The following is a 20,640-nucleotide window of genomic DNA, read 5'->3' as shown; positions in this document are numbered from 1 at the left end:
TGACACCCGCAGTCTGCTTATTGGTTGTTGTAGAGCGAGAAAGGTGTGATAAGTACAGGTGACTAATTTATCGGCTACTTTTCGGCATACAGGAGGGTTCGTCGACAGTTGGGGCAAACGTATGGAACTGGCGTGAGAATTTCGTCCGCCCGCATACTACTAAGGAATCCGTCGTCTGACGCTTTTGAGACGATAGAGAGCGTCTCCACGACGTCGGTCCCCTGTAACTCCATCTGCTCTAATACTTCTTCGCAGTCCGGACAAGCCTTCTCAGAGGACATGTGTGTGGTACGCCCACTACCCTCAAAACTATTGGTGTTGTGCTCTCACTCGATTTTGGTTGGTCTTATTTCACGCCGCCAATACGCAGTCATCACCGAACAGCTGTTTCGAGAGAGGATATATCTGAAGAAGAGGATTTCACCTATGGAAACGCTGCTACCCGGGCAAACCACGTCTAACGACAAAATAATTACGCCGTCCGGGGATCTGCTGTTCTCACAACCGGCAGGCGGTCGGAACGTGTCTGCGGTGCGGTCGCTGTCTAGCGATAGCAGATGCTAAAGAAAGGCTCCGACCGACCGCTGAGGGCCGCCAGCTCGGCGGCCCTCAGCTCCCTCGTCTGTCTGCCCGGCCAGTGGTCATCATCGTTCGGAGAGGCGATCTTGTGACTCGGGACGCCAGCACGTGAAGTAGAGATTCACCTATTCGGGCTTTCCCGGATGCCGCGCTGCGCGGCATCCGGGCTGTAGCGCCCATGGCTCGACTTCTTTCGCGCATGGACCAGTCAACAGAACGTGCTCGATGGCACGGAATCCTTATCGGTCTCTTGCGCCCCATATCTTGTTTCACGTTCTCCAAGGATAGCAGCGTTTCCATCGAGTCAACAGAGCCAGATCTACCTTTTGACCCAGCGGTGAATACTGGAACGGCACTGGTTGACCCCTAATATATCGGAAATTAAGATTGTATCTATAAGTGGTGATATAGCCAAATGCGGTCGGAGATTAAGGTTCGTCTCTATCGCTGTTTGCACTCGTCAACTAGTCGATGACGACGGCGATTAATACGCACATGCTCTCAGCAAATACCCTCCCAGTAACTGTGAAAATAAGGCACGCATCAAACACATCCTCCAAAATTGTGTCCCGCGCGTGAACACGCGGGAACCCCACGGCACCGCACCGCTGGAATAATACCTTCCAATGAACGAAAGGTAGGTATCAGATCCATCTTCCGGGATTGTAGAGTTGCCATATTTATTCCGCGGACTCGGGTTGATCGCCGTAGTCTAAATCTCAAACAAGCGCTCAAACAATAATTCCGGCGCAGTCATCGGACTCAACTCGCCCTGAAGTCTGGAACGGTGACGCTGAGTGGCGGATTTACCTCCCACCCAGAAGGTTCGAAGCTGAGTTCATGGACAAGCCTCACTTCTACGAGCGAAGTCGTAAGACTGAGCGTAGTTGGATAGCAGAAGCCAGATCTGATGTTCAGTGATGCCTCTCGTCTTTACCGAAGTTCTCTCCCACCAAAATTGATTGGAGCTGCTCTGGTGGATCGAGGCCTCGCTGTTTCCACGTCGCCAACATCGTGTTATCGTCTCGTGGATCTGGAACACTACTACTATTACGGATGTATCAGGGGTAACGTCACAATATCGCTGTCGGTCACGATCGAGCCCGACGTGCACGTGCCGGGGGCGGCGACCGGGAGACGACGGGCGCGGTCTGGAAGTAACTCGCGCACGGTCGGCGTGCCTACCGCTCCGTCTCGGCGTCCGCCGTCGCGTCTCCCGTGTCGGCGCAGTCACATCCGCCCGACGAAAGCAGTTCTTCGACGCCGTACCGCGAGTCGCACTCGGTACACAGTACCCGCACGTCGATCGTCACGCGGAACTCGCCGAGCGTGAGGTTCGAGGAGTTCCGGAGCCCGTTGAGCTTCGTCTCGATCACCGAGAAGAGCCGCCCGCGGAGCTTCTGGATCGCCTTGGCGGCGGTGTCCATCCGGTCGCCGGTCTCGCGATCGTAGTCGGCGCCGCGGTACTCCTTGAGGTAGCTCCGAACGGCCTGGTACGAGAGCATATCGCTGTCGAGCGCGTCGATGTCGACGTCGTCGCGTTCGAGCCGTCGCCGGAGTCGGGTCCGGTCGGCCGCGCTCACCTCGTCGCCGGTCAGCGACCGCACCACCCCGTCCACCTCGCGCTCCGACAGCCGCACGTCCGCCTCGTCGAGCCGCGCCTCGATCAGCTCGCGGTTGAACATCGCGGCGAGGTCCCGCAGGCTCCAGTGGTCGTCGCCAGTCGCCGTCCACCGCGCCGCCAGTTCGTCGCCGACGCCGCTCAGATCGTACTCGTCGATGAGGCGGGCCACCTTGTTCCGGCGGCCGCCCGCGCCGTCCGTGTCGGTCATTCGTCCCAACCACCGTCGAGCAGCGACATAGGCGTTGCCGTGAGGCCCGACCGCGGCACAGCCGGTCTGCGTCGAACAGCATCTATAAGCCCCCACCCTCGGATCCGATGGACAAGAAATGATGCGTCACGACGTCGCCATCGTCGGCGGCGGCTGCGTCGGGCTGTCGGTCGCCAAACACCTCACCGAGCGCACCGACCTCGACATCGCCGTCTTGGAGAAGGAACACCACCTCGCGTCCCACCAGAGCGGCCGGAACTCCGGCGTGCTCCACCCGGGGTTCAACTACCCGCCGGACTCGAAGAAGGCGCGGTTCGCCACCGAGGGTACCGCCCGGATGAAGGCGTACTGCGAGGAGCACGACGTACCCTGCGAGGAACTCGGGGTCCTCGTCGTGGCGACGGACGACGAGGAGGAGGCGCGGCTCGCCGACCTCGCCGAGCAGGCCGAGGCCAACGGCGTCGCCTACGAGCTGCTCGACTCCCGCGAAGCGATCCGCGAACACGAACCCCACGCGGAGGGGCAGGCCGCCCTCCACGCACCGGAGGCCGCCTCCGTCGACGCCGAGCAGTACGTCTACGCGCTCGCGAGAGAGATTCGAGAGGCGGGCGTTACGGTGTACACGGGATACGAGGTCTCGCAGATCGAGGCGGCGGCCGAGGGGTACCGACTCGACACGAGCAACGGCCGGTTTGAGGTCTCGTACCTCGTCAACGCCGCGGGGCTCCACGCCGACACCCTGGCCCATCAGGTCGGCGTCGGCGAGGAGTACCAGGTGGTCCCGTTCCGAGGGGAGTACTACGAGGTGCGTCCCGAGCGCGCCGACCTCTGTGAAACGATGATCTATCCGACGCCGAACCCCAAACTGCCGTTCCTCGGTGTCCACTACACGCGCCGCACCGACGGAAAGGTGATCGTCGGCCCGAACGCCGTCCTCGCGTTCGGCCGCGAGGCGTACGACAACACGGACGTGAACCCACGGGAACTGCTGGAGACGCTCACCTACGGCGGGTTCCAGCGGCTGCTCGCCTCGCCGCTGATGCTCTCAGTCGCATGGTCGGAGCTGAACAAGTCCTATCGCAAGGAGAAGTTCGCGGCCGCCTCCCAGAAGCTGGTGCCCGAGGTGCGCGCCGAGGACCTCCAGAAGAGCTACGCGGGGATCCGCGCCCAACTCGTCAGCGAGGAGGGCGAGCTAGTCAAGGACCCGCTGTTCGTCGAGCGTGAGGACGCCGTCCACATCCTCAACGCCGTCTCCCCGGGCCTCACCTCCTCGCTGCCGTTCGGCGATCACATCGCGCAACGACTCGCGGCGAAAGTGTAAGCATCGCCGCCGCGCCGTTTCGCCGCCCCGCCGCCCCGCCGTCCCGCCCTCCCATACCTCCCGGTCGCTCCGCCGGATCTCATGGTTTAAGTCCCGACCGTCCGAGGGTTTGACCACCACTCGCGGGGTCGAGTCGGCGGAGCACTCGCGCTTCCCCTGTGCGACTCGCCCCGTCATCACACCCATGTCAACTCACACGTCCTCCCCGACGTACAGCGGCTGCACGCCCCTCGCAGCTACAGATCGCACCGCGACTCGCGAACGCTCCCACCGGCCGGACCGGGGGCCGCAATGAGTCCTGGCCCCGGCCCCGTCGAGAGCCGGCTCCACGACGACGTGCCGATCATCGACGCGGAGTCGGCGGCCGCCGCGATCGATTCTGACGCGACGGTGCTCACGAGCGGCTTCGGCAGCGTCGGGTACCCGAAGGCGATCCCGCTCGCGCTGGCGTCGTCGCCCCGCGATCTGTCGCTCACCCTCGTCGCCAGCGGGAAGGTCGGCGACAAGATTGACGTCGAACTCGTCGGCTCCGGTCAGGTTGAGCGGCGCTTCTCCTACCAATCCTCGCGGGTCGCCCGCGAGAAGACCGACGCCCGCGAGATCGCCTTCAGCGACCGCAACGCCTCTTCGATCGGCGACGAGGTCCAGTACGGGGGGCTCGTCGACCCCGACGTCGCCGTCGTCGAAGCGGTCGCCGTCGGCGAGGGCTGGTTCGTACCCTCCACGTCGCTCGGGCAGGTCCCGGCGTTCGTCGAGGCCGCCGACACGCTGTTCGTGGAGCTGAACCGCCACCAGCCGCTCGAACTCCAGACGCTCCACGACGTGTACCGGCCCGATGCCCCTCCGAACCGCGGGCAGATCCCGCTGTCGGACCCGGGCGAGCGCATCGGTACCGCGCACGTCGAGTTCGACTCCGAGAAGCTCGCGGGGGTCGTCAGGACAGACATGGCAGATTCGACGTACACGTTCCGCGACCCGACCGACGACGATCTCGCCATCGCCGTCAACCTCGGGTCGTTCCTCCGCCGCGAGATGGACCGATCCCCGGTGTTCGATGACGCGATCCACCTCCAGTTCGGCGTCGGTTCGCTCGGCAACGCTCTGATGGGCGAGCTGAAGGAGCTCGACTTTGGCGGCCGCGACGTCGTTTACTTCGGCGAACTCATCCAAGACGGCCTCTTCGACATGATCGATGCTGGACGGCTGGAGTCCGCGAGCGCCACGTCGCTCGCGCTTACCGACGAGGGGCAACGGCGGCTCTTCGACGACGTCGAGCGGTACGCCGAGGACGTGGTGCTCCGGCCGGCCGACATCTCTAACCACCCCGGTCTCATCGATCAGTTCGGCGTCGTCGGCGTCAACAGCGCCATCGAGGTCGACATCTACGGCAACGTCAACTCCACGCACGTTCGTGGCGAGCGCATGATAAACGGCGTCGGCGGCTCGGCCGACTACAATCGGAACGCGCTCGTCACCGTCTGTGCGCTCCCCTCCACGCTGAATGACGGCGCAGTCTCACGGATCGTCCCGCAGACCTTCCACGTCGATCACACCGAACACGACGTCGACATCTTCGTCACCGAGCAGGGCGTTGCCGACGTGCGCGGGCTGTCGCCGGTCGAGCGCGCCGAGCTAATCGTCGAGCGCTGCGCGCATCCTGAGTACGCGCCGGAGCTACGCTCGTACCTCGACGACGTCACCGAACGGGAGTCTCACATCCCGCAGGACGTCGAGCGCGCGGCGGAGTGGTTCGAGTAACGGGACCTCGCGAATCGCTCGTTACGGTTTAAAAAAGAAACGGACGGTCCGACGCCGACTACGGCCTCACAGCACTTCGAGGAAGATGAGTAGCCACCAGACGTAGCCGACAGTGAGCGTGAGCGCGGTGAGCAGCTCGAGGACGCCGACGTACTTCTCGCCGTGCGTCCCGCGGAACGACTGCACCTTCTCGACCTGATTCCACATCGGCATCAGCGGCTTCGGGACGATTTCGCCGAGACCGCCCGCCTGTTGTATGGACTCTTCTGCGATCGACTCGGGAGAGTTGTCGTCACTCATTGGCTTGCCTCCTTGCTGAACGGCAGTGAGAGACCGCGGATCATCACCTTCTCGGCGATGAAGACGGTGGCGAAGACGCCGATCCCCGCGATCTTCGCGACGTTGCTCGGGTACGCCATGATGAGGACGCCGAGCGTCGCGAGCAGGGCGCGCGAGCCGATCTTCCGCCCGGGGCGCATCTCGAACGGGTAGTTGAGCCCGTAGATGATGGCCACCGCGCCGAGCAGCACGAGCAGCCCGACGTACAGCGTGTTGAGTCCGGGCTCCATCGAGATCAGATCGGGGTTGTAGACGAATGCGACCGGGAGGACGAACAGCGGTGCCGCGATCCGAATCGCGGCGCCACAGGTCCGCCAGAAGTTCGCCTCCGCGATCCCCGCCGCGATCACCGCCGCGGTCGCCACCGGTGGCGTGATACCCGCGAGGATGGCCGCGTAGAACATCGTGTAGTGGGCCGTGATGGGCGCGACGTTGAAGTCAGAGACGAAGGTCGGCACGATGAGGATGGCCACGATGACGTACGCGGCGACCGTCGGCATGCCGACGCCCATCAGGATGGCGACGACCATCCCGAGCAGCACCGCGAACAGCAGCACGCCGCCCGAGATGTTGATGAGCAGCAGCGCGATCTTCGCCGGGATGCCGGTCGTGCTGAACAGGTTCACGACGCCGCTGATCACGACCAGGATGATCGCGATCGGCGCCAGGATGATGGCGCCGCGTCGGATCCCGTGGACGGTGTTTTTCACCTGCGTGACGAACTCCTCTCCGGGTCCGACCCCGGAGCTGTCCACAACTCGCTGGATCGGCGGCATGAGCGCGCCGGTGACCATCATCGCGACCACCGTGTACAGCGCAGACGTCATCACGGTGTACTGGACGACCCCGAGGAGGTAGATGAGTATCGCGAACGGGACGCCGAACCGGAGCGCCTCGAACACCTTCTTTTCCGTCGAGAGCTCGTCGTCGAAGAACTCGGAGAACTCCATCTCCTGGCTGCTGGTGTCGGAGATGGCGAGGTAGTGGACCGCGATCGAGTTCGACACGACCAGGATTGCGGCCGGCACGAGACCGGCGACGACGATGTTGAGGTACGGGACCCCGAGGTACGACGCCATCACGAACGCGGACGCCCCCATCACCGGTGGGAGTACCTGTCCGGAGGTCGAGGCGACCGCCTCGATGCCGGCCGCGCGGTGACCCTTCATCCCCGCTTCCTGCATCGTCGGGATGGTGAACGAGCCCGTCATCGCCGCGTTGGCGGTGTACGAGCCGTTGATGGAGCCGATGACCGCCGAAGAGAGCACGGCGGTCTGGGCGATCCCAGACTCGATGTACTTCGCCGCCACGATGGCGACCCGCAGGATGAGGTCGAACGCACCGTACGCGAACAGCAGACCGGCGTACAGCAGGAACGGCGCGATCCACGAGGCCGTGATCTGCGTGAGGCTCCCGTAGAACCCGTACAGGTCGGTGACCGTCGCCTGCAGTAGCGTCGCCTGATTCATTCCCGCGTGACCCAGCACTCCCGGGACGAAATTCCCGAACATCGCGTACCCGAACACGGCGAAGATGAGCCCGAGGAACACGTTCCCGAACTCGCGCCACGTGAGGTACATCAGCGAGATGACCACGAGGCGCGCGAGCATGTACTCGTGTTCGAGCGCGTACCCCTGCCGCTGGAGATACACGTCTTGGAAGTTGATCGCGAAGAACGCCGACGCGGTCATCAGCGCCAGCGACGCCGGGATCAACACAGCGCCGTCGATCCAGTCGCCGTCGGAGATGGCGAGCCGCGTCTCGTTGAGCGCGTACACCGTCAGGATGCCGCCGACGAACGCGGTGGCGTACTGTACCTGCGAGATCTCCTGCGTCTGCGCCCAGTAGAGCACCCCGGCCCAGAACAGCAGCGCTGCCGCCGTGACGGTCACGTCGAGCCCCCGCAGCAGTCCGGAGTCCCGCTCTGTCGCGTCCGTTTCCGTGCTCATTGGCGCCAGCGTACGTTAGATTGGATGTTTGTCTGCCCGGACATGTTTAGTCGTGTCATGGTTGGTGTCTGGGTTGTCGGTTACGCATTCAATGATTTTAAATTACTGATCGGTACGTCCCGGAGAACAGTGAGGAAAGACGGGTTACCGGCCGATCAGGCGCTGTCGCCCTCAGTCAGGCTGTCGTCCCACGCGTCGTTGTCCTTGTAGTACTGCACCGCACCGCGGTGGACGGGGATGTTTTCGCGGGCCGAACCGAGCATGTCCCCAGTGGACTCGAAGTCGTTGAACTGCGCCTCGCCCTCGTTGACCGTGTCGTTGTGTTCGTCGACGACGCGGCACAGCTCGTAGACGGCGTCGGGGGTGGCCTCGGGGTTGAACGTGTAGTTCACTTCGAGGTTCCAGTGGAACACTTCGTCAGTGCCGATGTCCGCGTCGGCTATTGGCCAGTCGTCGTAGGCCGTGGTGCCGGAGCCGGCGCCGGCGAACATCTCCGCGGACTCGCGGAGCGCGTCCGTCGGCTCGACGTAGTGGACGTCGACGCGCGAGGCGATCTCCTGGACGAAGCCGGTATACCGCACGCCGGGCGTCCCGTAGGCGATGGTGGCGTCGATGTTCCCCTCCTCCATCGCGCCGGGAGCGGAGTCGACGCCCATGTTCTGGATGTTCATCTGGTCGTAGACGTCCGCCGTCGGCTCCTGCGACCAGACGTCCAGCGTCGTCGCGCGGGTCGAGTACCCCGGCTCGGCGGGGTAGACGTTCTTGCCGGCGAGGTCGTCGAACGTCTCGATGTCCGTGCCGTCGCGGGCGATGACGTAAATGCTGTACGGGAACGCGTAGAATCCGAACTGCGGAATGCGCTCGACACCCTGTTCCTCGAACGCCCCCGTGTCGTTGATCGCCTTGTCCAGCGAGTTGTTGTCGGTGATGCCGGCGTTGAACTGGTTGTTGGCCATCCGGCGGATCGTTCCGACGTAGCCCGGGCTCTCGATCGTCGAGTAGCTCAGGGTGTCGCTCTCCTGGCTCACCGCGCGCTCGACGGCGAGTCCAACGTCCTGGGTCCCGCCGGCCGACGTCCCGACGCGCAGCGAGAGCTCCCCGCTGCCGCCGTCGGAGCCGTCAGAGCCGTCCGATCCGTCGGAGCCGTCGCCGCCGTCGCCGCCGCCGCTACAGCCGGCGAGTCCAGCGATGCCGACCGCACCGGTACCGTACAGGAACTTACGTCGATTGACTGAGCCTTCTGTCATGCTCAACCGTAATCAATCTGCCTACTGTTAACAATGTATCTGTTTGTTCCAGTTTAAACGCAGAGAATATTCCACGTCGTGACGGCAGCTTCACACGTTTTCGCGGTCGTGATGTCTGGGAGACAACATCCGATCGTGACCGCTACCACACACGTGTCGCCCGCAATTCACTCGTCGAGGATCACCGTTACCGGTCGGTCGGCCGCGAGCAACACCGACTGGGTCGTGCTCCCGAACAGCATCTTGCCGGTCGGGCTCCGACGCCGCCCGCTCATGGTGATGTTGTCGACATCCAGCTCCTCGGCGACCTCGATGATCACTTCCGCCGGATCGCCGTGCTCGCGCCGCTTGGACACCGAGACACCGGCCTCCGTGAGCCGGTCCTCGACGACGCCGACGCTGTCGGGGTAGTTCTCCTCGTTCCACACGTCCTCGGAGTCGACGCGACCACCCTCGCCGCTGACCTCGAACCCCTCGTAGACGTTGAGTATCTCTGCTTCGACCTCGGTCGTGGCATTCGGCAGCGATATTACGGCGTCGGCTGCGGACTGTACGTGCTCGGAGTCCCCGCCGACGGGGAGCAGTACGCGGTACATGCGAGACCTTAACTGAACAGCGGGTAATAAATGTGCCTGCCGGTGGGGCTGTCGATCCCTTATTGCGTGACCGGCGCCTCGACGGTCCCGATCGACTCGACGACCGCCCGCACCTCGTCGCCGGGCTCGATGTGCGCGGCGCCGGGCGTGCCCGTGCTGAACAGGTCGCCGGGCTCCAGCGTCATCACGTCGGAGTGGAACGAGACGATCTCCGACGGGGGAAACAGCATGTTCCGGATCTCGTTTTCGGCCTCGATCTCGCCGTTGACCTCCGTCTGTACGGAGAGGGTGTTGAGGTCGAGCGGCTCCTCCGGGACCGCAAGCGCGGCGCCGGGAACGAGGAAGGTATCGTAGCTCTTCGCCCGTGTGAGGAACCGAGGATTCCGCTGGAGAACGTCCTCAGCGGTCATATCGATGACAGGGAGGAAACCGGCCACCACGTCCTCGAACGCGGTCTCTTCGACGTTTCGGCACGTGCGCCCCATCACGACGGCCAGCTCCGCCTCGGCGGTCACCCGCTCACTCTGTGACTCCGGCGGCAGGCGGATCGGCCCGCTCGGTCCCGTCAGCACCGACGACGGCTTCATGAAGCTCGCCGGCTCGTCCGGGCGCTGCTCGTCGAGGTCTCCGGCGTGTTCCGCGTAGTTCAGGCCGATACCCCAGAGCTTCCCGAACGATTCGAGCGGCACGCCGAACGAGATGTCGGCCGCGGGGATGGGGACGGCAGACGCGTCCGCGACGTCGCCGAGCGTGCCCGCGGCGGCGCGTGGGAGTGCCTCCCGGACGCTCCCCAGATCGGGTTCGACGGCGCCGAGGGGGACGTATCCCTCGCCGTCGCCGAGCAGCGGGTCGCCGGTCGCCGTGCGTGCGAGGTACTTCATCGCTCGCTCACTCCTCGCGGTCCGTCCAGAAGTCGAACGAGCGCCCGGGCGCGAACACGTCGAGCCCGACCGCGAGCTCGCCGCCGGTGTTCTCGACTCGGTGGGTCTCGTTGGACTCTATGAGGACGGAATCGTTCTTCTGGAGCGTGACCGAGTTGTCCTCGGTGGCGACTGTGAGCTCGCCCTCTAAGCAGAGACACACCTGTTCGTTCTCGTGGTCGTGCATCGGCGAACTGTGGCCCGACGGCTTCTCGAACCACTCGAAGGAGAACTGGTCGCTGCCCGCCATCGACACGCGCCGCCAGCCGTCCTCGGGCTCGTACGTCTCGGCGTCGTCGAACGCGACCGGCTTCATAGGTTCGCCCCGGTGGAACCGCCGTCGATCGGAAGCGCGGTACCGTTGATATACCCCGACTTCGGCGACGAGAGGAACGCGACGGTGTTGCCGAGCTCCATCGGGTCGCCGATGCGGCCGAGCGGGTTCCCCGCCCAGTCGTCGAGCCCTTCCTCGTAGGAGTCGTAGTCACCGCGCTCGACGGCGGCTTCGACGAGATCGCGGATCCGGCTCGTCTCGTGAGGGCCCGGCAGGACAGCGTTCGCGCGGATCTCCGGGGCGAACTCCTTCGAGAGGGTCTTCTCCAGCCCGATGACGCTCATCCGGACGGAGTTCGAGAGCACGAGGCTGTCGATGGCCTCCTTGACGCTGCGGGAAGTGATGTTGACGATCGTGCCGCCGTCGCCCTCCTTGAGGTGCGGATACGCCTCCCGCGCCAGTCGGACGACGCTCATTACGAGCAGGTCGTAGGCGTGCTGCCAGTCCTCGTCGTCGGTGTCGAGGAACGCGCCCGAGGGCGGCCCGCCCGCGCTCGTCACGAGGTGGTCGATCGTGCCGAACTCGTCGACGGTCGTCTCGACGAGCGCCGCGACCTCGTCGGCCTCGGTCAGGTCGGCGGGCTGTGCGACGACCTCGCCGGTCGCAACCGCCTCTACCTCCTCCTTGGCGGCCGCCAGCCGGTCCTCGTCGCGGCCGTTGATGACGACGTTGACGCCTTCGCGGGCCAGCGCCTTCGCCGATGCCTTTCCGAGTCCGCTGGACGATGCCGTGACGAGGGCCGCGTTCCCGTCGATCTGTAGGTGCATGTCTCACTCATTCCGAGTGGTCCGTGAAAACGCTTCTCTATTGGCAAGGCAACTGATACCGCACCGGAGACGCGACCGGCCCCGACTGCGCGTCGACCGCGCCGCGGCGACAGTTGGACCGGTACGCGCCCGAGCCGTGTCGGACCGCTACGCGTCCGGGTCGTCGTCCGTCGCCGCCTCGAAGCCCGCCGTTCCGTCGTCGAACGCCACCGTCTCGCGTCCCACCACCCGCGCCGCCTCGGGGAGGTCGCCGACGACGGCGTCGGAGACGCGGAGCTCGCCGAGGTCTTGCGTGTTCTGAATCCAGACGATCCGAACCGTCTCGGCGTCGTAGCCGCCGAGTGCAGCCGCCCCGGTCCGGAGCGCGAACTCGTCGTCGGGCGCCACGACGGGGAGCTTCGACTTCGAAAGCGACCCGCTCGTGAGCGCGTTCGCGTACGTCTTCTTCATGTCGAGCTGATCGACTGCGGCCCGCCGGGTGAGGTCGGCGAGCCCGATCCCGTTGCCGTTCCCCTTCGTCGCCTCCGTGAGCCCTCGGACGTAGATGAGGTCGATGGCCGGCGTTTCGGGATCGGGAGCGTTGAGGACGCGGTAGCGGCCGATGACGTTCGTGTCCATCCCGGCGCCCGAGATCTCCTTGCCGATCTCGTCGATGACCAGCAGATCGATGTCGTCGACCGGGAGCGTCGGCATCTCCTCGTACGCGCGCTCCAGCAGCTCCGGCTCACGGTCGAGGAACGAGCGGGCGGGAACCGCCTCCAGGTGACCGATCTCCTCCTCGAAGTTCTCGACCAGCGCGATCCCGCCGACCAGCGGCGTCTCCCGCTCGATGACGTCGAGGGCCGCCGTCAGCGTCTCGACGTATCCCTCGGCGATCGCCGTCGAGTGAAACGACTTCGCGCCGCGCTGCTTGCCGAGACCGACGACGGTCATCTTCGCGAGCCCGCTCTCGATCGGCCCGGTGAAGTTCGTGTGGGCCTTCACACGATTTATCACGAGGACGGCGTCGGCTTCCAGCGCCGCCTCGGAGAAGTACACGGGCGTCTCCGCGTCGCCGACGGACACCGTCGCCAGCTCTCTGGCCGCCATGCGCGCGTCGATCGGCGCGCCCACGCTCTCCTCGGTGACCCCGAGCGCCTCCAGCACCTCGCGCTGCCCCTCGGTCGTCGCGCCGCCGTGGCTCCCCATCGCCGGCACGACGACCGGGTCGAAGCCGCGCTCGGCGAGTCCGGCGACGGCCGCCGCCGCGACTTCGTCGATACGGTCGATCCCGCGGCTGCCGACGCCGACCGCCACCGTCGCGCCCTCGGAGAGGTCGTCGAGGTCGAGCGCGTCGAGTTCGTCACGGGTCGCCGCGACCGGGTCGTCGAGGCGCTCCGTCCGCGGCTCGTACCGCACCCGCGCGAACTCCGGGAGCGGCTGCGGATCGATGAGGTGGTCGACGTCACGTCGGTCGGGGAACTCCATGTGCGGTCCCTCGCGGCGCCGGTACAAAAACTGCGGGTGAGGCGGCAGGTGGCGTACGTGTCGTCGAGGCGGCAGGCACTGAGAAGCTTGCCGATACAGCGGTCTACTTGTACCCGTGTGACGCCGCTGCACACATGGAGATAACCGAAATCGAGTCGTTTCCGATCAAACTCCCGCTGGAGTCGCCTGTGTCGTTCTCCAACCGGACGCTCACCTATCGGGACCACGCGATCACGTACGTCAGGACTGACACCGGCCACGAGGGGGTCGGCTACTCGCTCGGGTACGAGGGGGCCGGCCTCATCGCCGACGCGGTCGAGTCGATGCTCGAACCGCTGCTCGTCGGCGAGGACCCCCGCGACACCGAGCGGCTGTGGCACAAGATGTACGACGGCAACGTCCAGATCGGCCGAACCGGCCTCTTCTTGCGCGCGATTTCGACCGTCGACATCGCGCTCTGGGACGTGAAGGCGAAGGCCGCGGAGATGCCGCTCCACAAGCTGCTCGGCGGTCACTCGGAGTCGGTGCCGTCGTACGCCAGCGGCGGCTACTACCGCGACGAGAAGGGCCACGAGGCGCTTCGCGGCGAGATGCGGCGGTACCTTGACGAGGGCCACGACATCGTGAAGATGAAAGTCGGCCGCCTGTCGGCCGATGAGGAGGTCGAGCGCGTCGCCGCGGTGCGCGACGAGATCGGCGACGAGCGCACCCTCCTGCTCGACGCCAACGGCGTCTGGGGGTCCTCCACGGAGGCACTCCGCAACTGTCGGGCGTTCGAGCCCTACGACCCGTACTTCATCGAGGAGCCCGTGATGATCGACCGCGTCGACACGATGGCCGAGGTGAACGACGGGATCGACTACCCCGTCGCCACCGGCGAACTGGAGGGGACCCGACACAACTTCGCGCGGCTCGTCGACTCCGGCGCGGCGACGATCCTCCAGCCCGACGTCACCGTCTGCGGCGGGATCACGGAGTGGCTGAAGATCGCTCACTACGCGTCGGCGTACGACGTGCAGATCGCGCCCCACTACAACTGGAACATCCACGCGTCGCTGTTAGGCGCCATCGAGAACGGCCTCTGGGTGGAGTACTTCTACCGCGACATGGACGTGAAGGCGTTCGACGACGTCGTCGCCGACCCGGTGAAGCCGGGCGACGACGGCACTATCGACCTGCCAGCCCGACCCGGCCACGGCGTCCCGCTCGACAAAGACGCGCTCGCGAAATTCGCCGACGGCTGATCCCCGACAGACACAATTCAGATATACATGAGAGATTACTCAGACCAGATCGACACCCGCGACCCGGACCGAGACGTACAGATCACCAGCCTCGACGCCTGCGTCGTCGAGGGGAACTTCGAGTGGAACCTGATCAAAGTGGAGACGGACGCCGGCGTTACCGGCATCGGCGAGGCGTACCGGGGCGGCGGCGTCCCGGAGCTCGTCGAGTACACGAACCGGTTCCTCGTGGGCGAGAACCCGCTCGACGTCGAGCGGCTCGTTCGCTACATCTTCCAGGAGATGTCGGGTCACGGCGGCACGACCGGGAAGGTCGTCACCGCGGCGTCCGGCATCGAGATCGCGCTGTTGGACGCGGCCGGGAAGATCCTCGACCTCCCCGTCTACCAGCTGCTCGGGTCGAAGTACCGCGACGAGGTCCGGCTCTACTGCGACTGCCACGCCGGCGAAGCGTACGCGGTCGAGGACGGTGCGACCGCCTACGCCGGGGCCGAGGCGTACTCTCCCGAGGCGTACGCCGCCGAGGCCGCCCGCGTCACCGACATGGGCTTTTCGGCGCTGAAGTTCGACCTCGACCTCCCGGCCGACAACGAGAACGACCCGTACAACGGGCGCCTGAACAACGCCGCGATCCGGGAAAAGAAGGAGATCGTCGCGGCCGTGCGCGAGGAGATCGGTTACGACACCGATCTCGCCTTCGACTGCCACTGGGACTACTCCGTCGAGAGCGCGAAGCGGCTCGCTCACGAGTTAGAGGAGTTTGACCTGATGTGGTTAGAGGACCTGATCCCACCGGAGAACATGGACGCCCAGAAGGAGGTGACGAAGGCGACGCGGACGCCCGTCGCGACCGGCGAGAACCGGTTCCGCGTGTTCGAACTGTCGGACCTGATCTACGACCACGGCGTCGACGTCGTCACCCCCGACCCGGCGACGGTCGGCGGGCTCACGGAGACGATGCGCATCGCCGACCGCGCCGAGGAGAACTACATGCCGATGTCCCCGCACAACGTCTGTAGCCCGGTGGGGACGATGGCCTGCGTCCACCTCGGCGCGGCCACCCCGAACTTCGACCTCTTGGAGTACCACGCCCTGGAGGTCGACTGGTGGGACGACCTGCTGGTGCGCGACGAGCCGCTGATCGAAGACGGTCGCATCGCGGTTCCGGAGGCGCCCGGTCTCGGGATCGAACTCGACGAGGCCGTCGTCGAAGAACACCTACTCGACGGGACCGACGGGTTCTGAGGCGGGCGGTTCCGAGCCGGAACTCCGCCTCCACGCGCGACCCCGGCGTCCCGATCGCCGGAGACTATGGTTATTTATCGCTGCGATCGCAAGCGATCGTATGCTCGATTACTTCGACATGGAGTCGACGCTGTCCGAGGAAGAGCGAATGCTCGTCGATTCCGCCCGGTCGTTCATCGACGGCGAGGTCGAGGACATCGGCCAACACTGGATCGACGGCACGTTCCCCATGGAGCTCATCCCGAAGATGGGCGAGATGGGCTTTTACGCGCCGAACCTCGAAGGCTACGGCCTGCCGGGCGTCAGCGAGACGGCCTACGGCCTGCTGATGCGCGAGCTGGAGGCGTGCGACTCCGGGCTCCGATCGATGGCGAGCGTGCAGGGGGCGCTGGTGATGTACCCGATCCACGCGTTCGGCAGCGACGCGCAGAAGGAGGAGTGGTTACCGAAGCTCGGCACCGGCGAGGCCGTCGGCTGCTTCGGGCTCACTGAGCCGGAACACGGCTCGAACCCCTCCGCGATGGAGACGCGCGCCGAACGTGCCGGCGGGCACGCAGGCGACGGCTACGTGCTCAACGGCTCGAAGACGTGGATCACGAACTCCCCGATCGCGGACGTCGCCGTCGTCTGGGCGAAAGACCACACCGAGGACGGGACCCCCGTCCGCGGGTTCCTCGTCGAGACCGATCGGGACGGCGTCACCACCAACAAGATCGACGAGAAGCTCAGCCTCCGCGCGTCGATCACGGGCGAGATCAGCCTTCAGGACGTGTACGTCCCCGCCGAGAACGTCCTCCCCGAGGTGACTGGGATGAAGGGGCCGCTGTCGTGTCTCACGCAGGCCCGCTACGGCATCGCGTGGGGCGCGGTCGGCGCCGCGCGGGACTGCTTCGAGGTGGCCCGCGAGTACGCCACCGACCGCGAGCAGTTCGGCAAGCCGATCGGCGGCTTCCAGATGCAACAGGAGAAGCTCGCGGAGATGGCGACGCAGATCACGCTCGCGCAGCTGCTCGCCCACCGGCTCGCGGACCTCAAAGAGGCGGGCGAGATGCGGCCGCAGCACGTCTCGATGGCCAAGCGCAACAACGTCCGCACCGCCCGCGACCAGTCGCGGATCGCCCGCGAGATGCTCGGCGGCAACGGGATCACCGCTGACTACCCGCCGATGCGCCACATGACGAACATGGAGACGGTGTACACCTACGAGGGCACCCACGACATCCACACCCTGATCCTCGGCGAGGACCTCACCGGGATCCCGGCGTACCAGTAGCGCCGCCGGCTTTTCTCTCCCTTCGGACCGCGCTTCTCAGGCCACCTGATTTCGCAGCCCGTCGTACTCGCCGGTTTCGGCGATCCGTTCGAGGTTCTCCACGAGGACGTCCGCGCGCCGCTCCCAGTACTTCGGGGTGTGGCCCGCGACGTGGGGAGTCAGGAAGACGTTCTCGAACCCCCCACAGGTCGTGGTCGGTCGGGAGCGGCTCCGGATCGGTGACGTCGAGGGCGGCCCCGTGAAGCGCGTTCGAGCGCAACGCGTCCACGAGCGCCGGTGTGTCGATCACGCCGCCGCGCGCGACGTTGACGACGACCGCATCCGTCGGCAGCGCATCGAGCTCGGCCTCGCCGATCAGTCCCTCGGTCGTCTCCGTCAGCGGGCACGCGAGGACGAGCACGTCCGTCCCCGGTAACGCCTCTGGGAGGTCGTCGTAGCCGACCACCTCGTTCGTCGGCCCGCCCTTCTCCGGCGAATAGCGGACGCCGACCGTATCGACGCCGAATCCCTCTAACCGCTCGACGACCGCCTCGCCAATGGACCCGAGCCCGACGACGGTGACGGTGCTGCCGGCGAGCTCGGTGAACGACTGGAAGCGGCGCCACTCTCGGCGCTGCTGGCGACGGCGCCCCTCGTCGAGCCGCCGCGCGAACGTCAGCACCCAGCCGAGCACGTGCTCGGCGATGTTCGGGCCGTGGACGCCAGACGCGTTCGTCACCGCGACGCCGCGCTCGGCGAGCGCGTCCAGCGGGAGGTGGTCGACGCCGGCGGCGTTGTACGCGAACAGCCACAGGTTCTCGGCGGTCGCCACCTCCTCGGCGTCGATGTACTTCCCGGCGACGACCGTCACCTCCCGCAGGTACCGCTCGTGTTCGTCGGGCGTCGCGGCGAGACGGACCTCGCGGTCGGGGAGTCGTCGGGCGAGTATCTCCGCGTATTGGGCCGCCGGAATGCCGTGCGCGTCGTGATCGAGCACCGCGACGTCGATGGTGGACATGGTCCACGCGACGCGGCCGGCCGACAAAGCTCTCGGGGTGGCGGTAGGCGGCGGGAGCGGGCCGCGTCGAGCTGGCGGCGTCGCGCTATCGTCTCACTCGTCCATCCGGATCGGCGGCGACGTGCTCATCAGGAGGAGGCAGGCGATTCCGACGCCGGCGCTGACGACACCGGTTCCCACCCCCACCGCGCGAACCGCCGTTTCAAATCCGAGCGCGGCGCTCGCGACGGCGACCGCGACGCCCATGACGACCGGGGTCGCCGTCGCCGCCGCGCGCCCGCTGCCCTCGCCGAGGCTAACGAGCCCGCCGCGCAGGTCTGCGGGCGGGAGCGTCGTGATGACGCTCCGGTAGATGGAGAGCACGAGCCCGAACCCGGCCCCCATGAACACGACGCCGACGGCGGCGACCGCGATCGACGGGGCGAGAAAGGTGAGCGCGAGACCGGCGCCCATCGACAGGTTCGTCGCGATGAGCGGGTAGAGCCGGTCGTCGAAGAGGTCGGCGATGCGACCCGCCTGCGACGCCGCGAGCGCGTACGTGAGGCTCGCGAGAGCCGCGAGGATTCCGGCCTCCGCCGGCGTGTAGCCGAGGACGTTGACGACAAGTATCGAATTGTATGTGAGGAACCCGAACCACGCGATGTTCGCCGTTCCGCGGGCGGCGACCATCGCCCACGCCCGCCGGTGCGCGACGAGCGTCCGCATGTCGCTCAACTGCTCTCGGATCCCGGCCTCGGACTCCTCGTCGGCCGCCTCGTCGAGCGGCTCCTCGAAGTAGACGTAGACGACGGCCGCGATCGGGAACGCGACGGCGTACAGCAGGAACGGGTACTGCCACGCCATCCCGACGAGGACGCCCGCGGCCAACGGGAAAACCGTCTGCGAGAGCCCGGAGCCGGTGAATCGGAGCCCCTGCGCGGTCGCCTCCTTCGTCCCCGCGTACAGGTCGCCGAGGCTGGTGATGATGATGGGCGTGAGCGCGGCGAACCCGATCCCCTGGAGCGCGCGCAGCGCGAGCGCCGCGCCGAACGCGGAGACGAACGCGATCGCGGTGCCGGTGAGTCCGAACCAGCACAGTCCGAAGATCAGCACCGGCCGCCGCCCGTACCGATCGGAGATGACCCCCGCTATCGGGATGACGAAGATGGAAGGCGCGGTGAACGCCGACATCATGAGGCCGATGTTCGCCATCGACGCGCCGAGCGGCTCGACCAACGAGCCGAGTACCGGCGACAGGAGGGCAGTGCCGAGCGGCGGGAGCACGTTGATGAGCAGCAGCAACTGGAAGGGGCGTTCCCGAACGATCCCCGAGTCGGCTCCCGCGATCGACGAGAGTGATACCACGCCTGTTCGCACACGGCCTCCCGAATTAAACCTACGTGTTACGACAGACGAGGCCCGCTCGCCGGCCGGATGTCGTTCGACTATATCGAACACTTATATACGTGGACACCGAGTGTCGACCATGACCGAACCATCGATCGACGCCGAGAACGGGGCCGGGGGCGACACGGTTCGGACCGCAGAGACGATGTTCGACATCGTCCGACGCCTCGTCGACGACGACGGCGCGTCCCTGGCGGAACTGGCGAGCGAGCTCGATTACGCGAAGAGTACGGTCCACCGACACCTCCACACCTTGGAGGGGCTCGGCTATGTCGTTCACCGCGACGACGGCTACCACGTCGGGCTCCGCTTCCTTGAGGTCGGGGTCACCGCTCGGAGCAGCTACCGGGGGTACGACCTCGTGCGACGGAAGGTCGAGGAGATCGCCGAGGTGACCGGCGAGCGCGCGCAGTTCTTCGTCGAGGAGCACGGAAAGGCGGTGTATCTCTCCCGGGCCGTCGGCGATCAGGCGGTTCGCACCGATCCCGGTATCGGCAGCCGTATCCCCCTGTACGCGGCGTCGGCCGGGAAGGCGATCCTCGCGGAGCTGCCGGAGCCGGAACTGTCCGATATGTTCGAACGCATATCCTTCGATCCGGTGACTAAGTACACCATCACCGACCCGGAGGAGCTCCGCGCGGAGATCGAAGCCGGGAGGGAGCGGGGATACTACTTCAACCGGGAGGAGTCGCTCCGCGGGACCCACGCCGTCGGCGTCGCGATCTGCGGCCCGGACGACGACGTGATCGGCGGGCTCAGCGTCACCGGCCCCTCTCACCGCCTGAACGGCGAGCGACTTGAGTCCGAGCTCCCCGACCTGTTGCTCGGGGCGGCCAACGAACTCGAACTCAACATCGCGCACTCCTGACGCCGGCGACTGACTCTCGCTCACCGTTCCTTTTGTTCGAGCATATCGAACAAATACACGGCCAACAACTCAAAAGTGATTTTCAGCGAGTAAATAACAAAGGTACTGTTGTTATTTGGGTCGGTTTGTCTTCCTCTTCACCCCAACCACTACAAGCTCACTGCCGAGAGAATCTCGACGGTACAGTTCGGGTTTCGGCGTTGAATCTGTACCTACAAATTTTCATACATACATTTTAATTTGTATGCTTATTTAAATTCCGTTCTAACTGATGTTCGGCTGTTGATCGACGGTCGCCTTCGGCCACTGACTCGCAAGTTGTTAAAATAAAATTAGAATACATATTATTTTGATTTAAAACAAATTTTTCTACAACTAGACTCATATATTATAACAGATCCTAGTTGAGTCATCTTCTGGTTTAGACGTTTTCTGTGTATTATACCTCTATCCGTGAGATACCTCACCCAAAGTGCTATATTTCTTATTAGTATATCTTCTTGGTATGTAGGTCCTGT

Annotated in this window: 17 protein-coding genes and 1 pseudogene; 6 read left to right on the top strand and 12 right to left on the bottom strand. The window is 65.3% G+C overall.

The features are described 5' to 3' along the window. Positions 1-74: 74 nt before the first annotated feature. Complete coding sequence (locus EDM04_RS12240) at positions 75-281, bottom strand: hypothetical protein (RefSeq protein ID WP_123622488.1); 207 nt, start codon at positions 279-281, stop codon at positions 75-77. A 1,479-nt stretch (positions 282-1,760) separates the two neighbouring features. After that, positions 1,761-2,411 carry a rod-determining factor RdfA gene (rdfA, locus tag EDM04_RS12230; RefSeq protein ID WP_007992601.1) on the bottom strand — a complete coding sequence of 217 codons (651 nt, stop codon included), beginning with the start codon at positions 2,409-2,411 and terminating at the stop codon, positions 1,761-1,763. A 118-nt stretch (positions 2,412-2,529) separates the two neighbouring features. Here rdfA and lhgO point away from each other — a divergent pair, with 118 nt between their 5' ends. Next, positions 2,530-3,732 carry an L-2-hydroxyglutarate oxidase gene (gene lhgO, locus EDM04_RS12225; protein WP_123622486.1) on the top strand — a complete coding sequence of 401 codons (1,203 nt, stop codon included), beginning with the start codon at positions 2,530-2,532 and terminating at the stop codon, positions 3,730-3,732. Positions 3,733-4,023: 291 nt separating this feature from the next. Beyond that, entirely contained in the window at positions 4,024-5,490 is a 1,467-nt protein-coding gene (locus EDM04_RS12220; RefSeq protein ID WP_007992605.1) for an acetyl-CoA hydrolase/transferase C-terminal domain-containing protein, read from the top strand. Between the two features lie 66 nt (positions 5,491-5,556). Here the strand turns inward: EDM04_RS12220 and EDM04_RS12215 are convergent, their stop codons facing one another. The 8 genes from EDM04_RS12215 to EDM04_RS12180 all read right to left on the bottom strand — a co-directional run bounded on the left by EDM04_RS12215 (position 5,557) and on the right by EDM04_RS12180 (position 13,109). After that, positions 5,557-5,790 (bottom strand): hypothetical protein, encoded by a 234-nt coding sequence (locus tag EDM04_RS12215; protein ID WP_123622484.1) that lies wholly within the window; start codon positions 5,788-5,790, stop codon positions 5,557-5,559. Next, on the bottom strand, positions 5,787-7,778 hold the full coding sequence (locus tag EDM04_RS12210) for a TRAP transporter fused permease subunit (protein WP_123622482.1): 1,992 nt from the start codon (positions 7,776-7,778) through the stop codon (positions 5,787-5,789). Before EDM04_RS12210 ends, EDM04_RS12215 begins: the two co-directional genes overlap by 4 nt. Before the next feature lie 155 nt (positions 7,779-7,933). After that, on the bottom strand, positions 7,934-9,025 hold the full coding sequence (locus EDM04_RS12205; protein ID WP_123622480.1) for a TAXI family TRAP transporter solute-binding subunit: 1,092 nt from the start codon (positions 9,023-9,025) through the stop codon (positions 7,934-7,936). A gap of 167 nt (positions 9,026-9,192) precedes the next feature. Then, the gene (locus EDM04_RS12200) at positions 9,193-9,621 is read right to left on the bottom strand and encodes a universal stress protein (protein WP_007992609.1); all 429 of its coding nucleotides are present in this window, start codon (positions 9,619-9,621) and stop codon (positions 9,193-9,195) included. 59 nt (positions 9,622-9,680) lie between these two features. After that, entirely contained in the window at positions 9,681-10,502 is an 822-nt protein-coding gene (locus EDM04_RS12195) for a fumarylacetoacetate hydrolase family protein (protein ID WP_123622477.1), read from the bottom strand. A 7-nt stretch (positions 10,503-10,509) separates the two neighbouring features. Beyond that, a complete protein-coding gene (locus tag EDM04_RS12190) occupies positions 10,510-10,857 on the bottom strand; it encodes a cupin domain-containing protein (protein ID WP_007992611.1) in 348 nt (115 codons plus the stop codon). Continuing rightward, complete coding sequence (locus tag EDM04_RS12185) at positions 10,854-11,642, bottom strand: SDR family oxidoreductase (protein ID WP_007992612.1); 789 nt, start codon at positions 11,640-11,642, stop codon at positions 10,854-10,856. The genes EDM04_RS12190 and EDM04_RS12185 overlap by 4 nt, the downstream gene beginning before the upstream one ends. 147 nt (positions 11,643-11,789) lie before the next feature. After that, a complete protein-coding gene (locus EDM04_RS12180) occupies positions 11,790-13,109 on the bottom strand; it encodes a DUF362 domain-containing protein (RefSeq protein ID WP_123622476.1) in 1,320 nt (439 codons plus the stop codon). Between the two features lie 134 nt (positions 13,110-13,243). Here EDM04_RS12180 and EDM04_RS12175 point away from each other — a divergent pair, with 134 nt between their 5' ends. The 3 genes from EDM04_RS12175 to EDM04_RS12165 all read left to right on the top strand — a co-directional run bounded on the left by EDM04_RS12175 (position 13,244) and on the right by EDM04_RS12165 (position 16,871). Next, a complete protein-coding gene (locus EDM04_RS12175; protein WP_123622474.1) occupies positions 13,244-14,353 on the top strand; it encodes a mandelate racemase/muconate lactonizing enzyme family protein in 1,110 nt (369 codons plus the stop codon). A 27-nt stretch (positions 14,354-14,380) separates the two neighbouring features. Further along, positions 14,381-15,598 carry a mandelate racemase/muconate lactonizing enzyme family protein gene (locus tag EDM04_RS12170; protein WP_123622472.1) on the top strand — a complete coding sequence of 406 codons (1,218 nt, stop codon included), beginning with the start codon at positions 14,381-14,383 and terminating at the stop codon, positions 15,596-15,598. A 100-nt stretch (positions 15,599-15,698) separates the two neighbouring features. Next, positions 15,699-16,871, top strand: coding sequence for an acyl-CoA dehydrogenase family protein (locus tag EDM04_RS12165; protein WP_123622470.1), 1,173 nt, complete (start codon positions 15,699-15,701; stop codon positions 16,869-16,871). 36 nt (positions 16,872-16,907) lie between these two features. Here EDM04_RS12165 and EDM04_RS12160 read toward each other — a convergent pair. Both EDM04_RS12160 and EDM04_RS12155 read right to left on the bottom strand, forming a co-directional pair. Further along, positions 16,908-17,868, bottom strand: a pseudogene (locus EDM04_RS12160) (D-2-hydroxyacid dehydrogenase). 93 nt (positions 17,869-17,961) lie between these two features. Further along, complete coding sequence (locus EDM04_RS12155; RefSeq protein ID WP_123622468.1) at positions 17,962-19,212, bottom strand: MFS transporter; 1,251 nt, start codon at positions 19,210-19,212, stop codon at positions 17,962-17,964. A 121-nt stretch (positions 19,213-19,333) separates the two neighbouring features. Here EDM04_RS12155 and EDM04_RS12150 point away from each other — a divergent pair, with 121 nt between their 5' ends. After that, positions 19,334-20,122 (top strand): IclR family transcriptional regulator, encoded by a 789-nt coding sequence (locus tag EDM04_RS12150; RefSeq protein ID WP_123622466.1) that lies wholly within the window; start codon positions 19,334-19,336, stop codon positions 20,120-20,122. Positions 20,123-20,640 lie beyond the last annotated feature (518 nt).

It is taken from the genome of Halorubrum sp. CSM-61, assembly GCF_003781945.1.
GTDB lineage: Archaea > Halobacteriota > Halobacteria > Halobacteriales > Haloferacaceae > Halorubrum.
The sequence above is the reverse complement of the archived record's forward strand: the minus strand, read 5'-3'. Positions and strand labels throughout refer to the sequence as shown.

What these genes read in the sequence shown, in the direction of transcription:
- EDM04_RS12215 (WP_123622484.1), bottom strand. Translation starts at nt 5,790, where the DNA reads ATGAGTGACGACAACTCTCCCGAGTCGATCGCAGAAGAGTCCATACAA.
- EDM04_RS12165 (WP_123622470.1), top strand. Translation starts at nt 15,699, where the DNA reads ATGCTCGATTACTTCGACATGGAGTCGACGCTGTCCGAGGAAGAGCGA.
- EDM04_RS12200 (WP_007992609.1), bottom strand. Translation starts at nt 9,621, where the DNA reads ATGTACCGCGTACTGCTCCCCGTCGGCGGGGACTCCGAGCACGTACAG.
- lhgO (WP_123622486.1), top strand. Translation starts at nt 2,530, where the DNA reads ATGATGCGTCACGACGTCGCCATCGTCGGCGGCGGCTGCGTCGGGCTG.
- EDM04_RS12220 (WP_007992605.1), top strand. Translation starts at nt 4,024, where the DNA reads ATGAGTCCTGGCCCCGGCCCCGTCGAGAGCCGGCTCCACGACGACGTG.
- EDM04_RS12205 (WP_123622480.1), bottom strand. Translation starts at nt 9,025, where the DNA reads ATGACAGAAGGCTCAGTCAATCGACGTAAGTTCCTGTACGGTACCGGT.
- EDM04_RS12175 (WP_123622474.1), top strand. Translation starts at nt 13,244, where the DNA reads ATGGAGATAACCGAAATCGAGTCGTTTCCGATCAAACTCCCGCTGGAG.
- rdfA (WP_007992601.1), bottom strand. Translation starts at nt 2,411, where the DNA reads ATGACCGACACGGACGGCGCGGGCGGCCGCCGGAACAAGGTGGCCCGC.
- EDM04_RS12195 (WP_123622477.1), bottom strand. Translation starts at nt 10,502, where the DNA reads ATGAAGTACCTCGCACGCACGGCGACCGGCGACCCGCTGCTCGGCGAC.
- EDM04_RS12180 (WP_123622476.1), bottom strand. Translation starts at nt 13,109, where the DNA reads ATGGAGTTCCCCGACCGACGTGACGTCGACCACCTCATCGATCCGCAG.
- EDM04_RS12190 (WP_007992611.1), bottom strand. Translation starts at nt 10,857, where the DNA reads ATGAAGCCGGTCGCGTTCGACGACGCCGAGACGTACGAGCCCGAGGAC.
- EDM04_RS12185 (WP_007992612.1), bottom strand. Translation starts at nt 11,642, where the DNA reads ATGCACCTACAGATCGACGGGAACGCGGCCCTCGTCACGGCATCGTCC.
- EDM04_RS12210 (WP_123622482.1), bottom strand. Translation starts at nt 7,778, where the DNA reads ATGAGCACGGAAACGGACGCGACAGAGCGGGACTCCGGACTGCTGCGG.
- EDM04_RS12150 (WP_123622466.1), top strand. Translation starts at nt 19,334, where the DNA reads ATGACCGAACCATCGATCGACGCCGAGAACGGGGCCGGGGGCGACACG.
- EDM04_RS12170 (WP_123622472.1), top strand. Translation starts at nt 14,381, where the DNA reads ATGAGAGATTACTCAGACCAGATCGACACCCGCGACCCGGACCGAGAC.
- EDM04_RS12240 (WP_123622488.1), bottom strand. Translation starts at nt 281, where the DNA reads ATGTCCTCTGAGAAGGCTTGTCCGGACTGCGAAGAAGTATTAGAGCAG.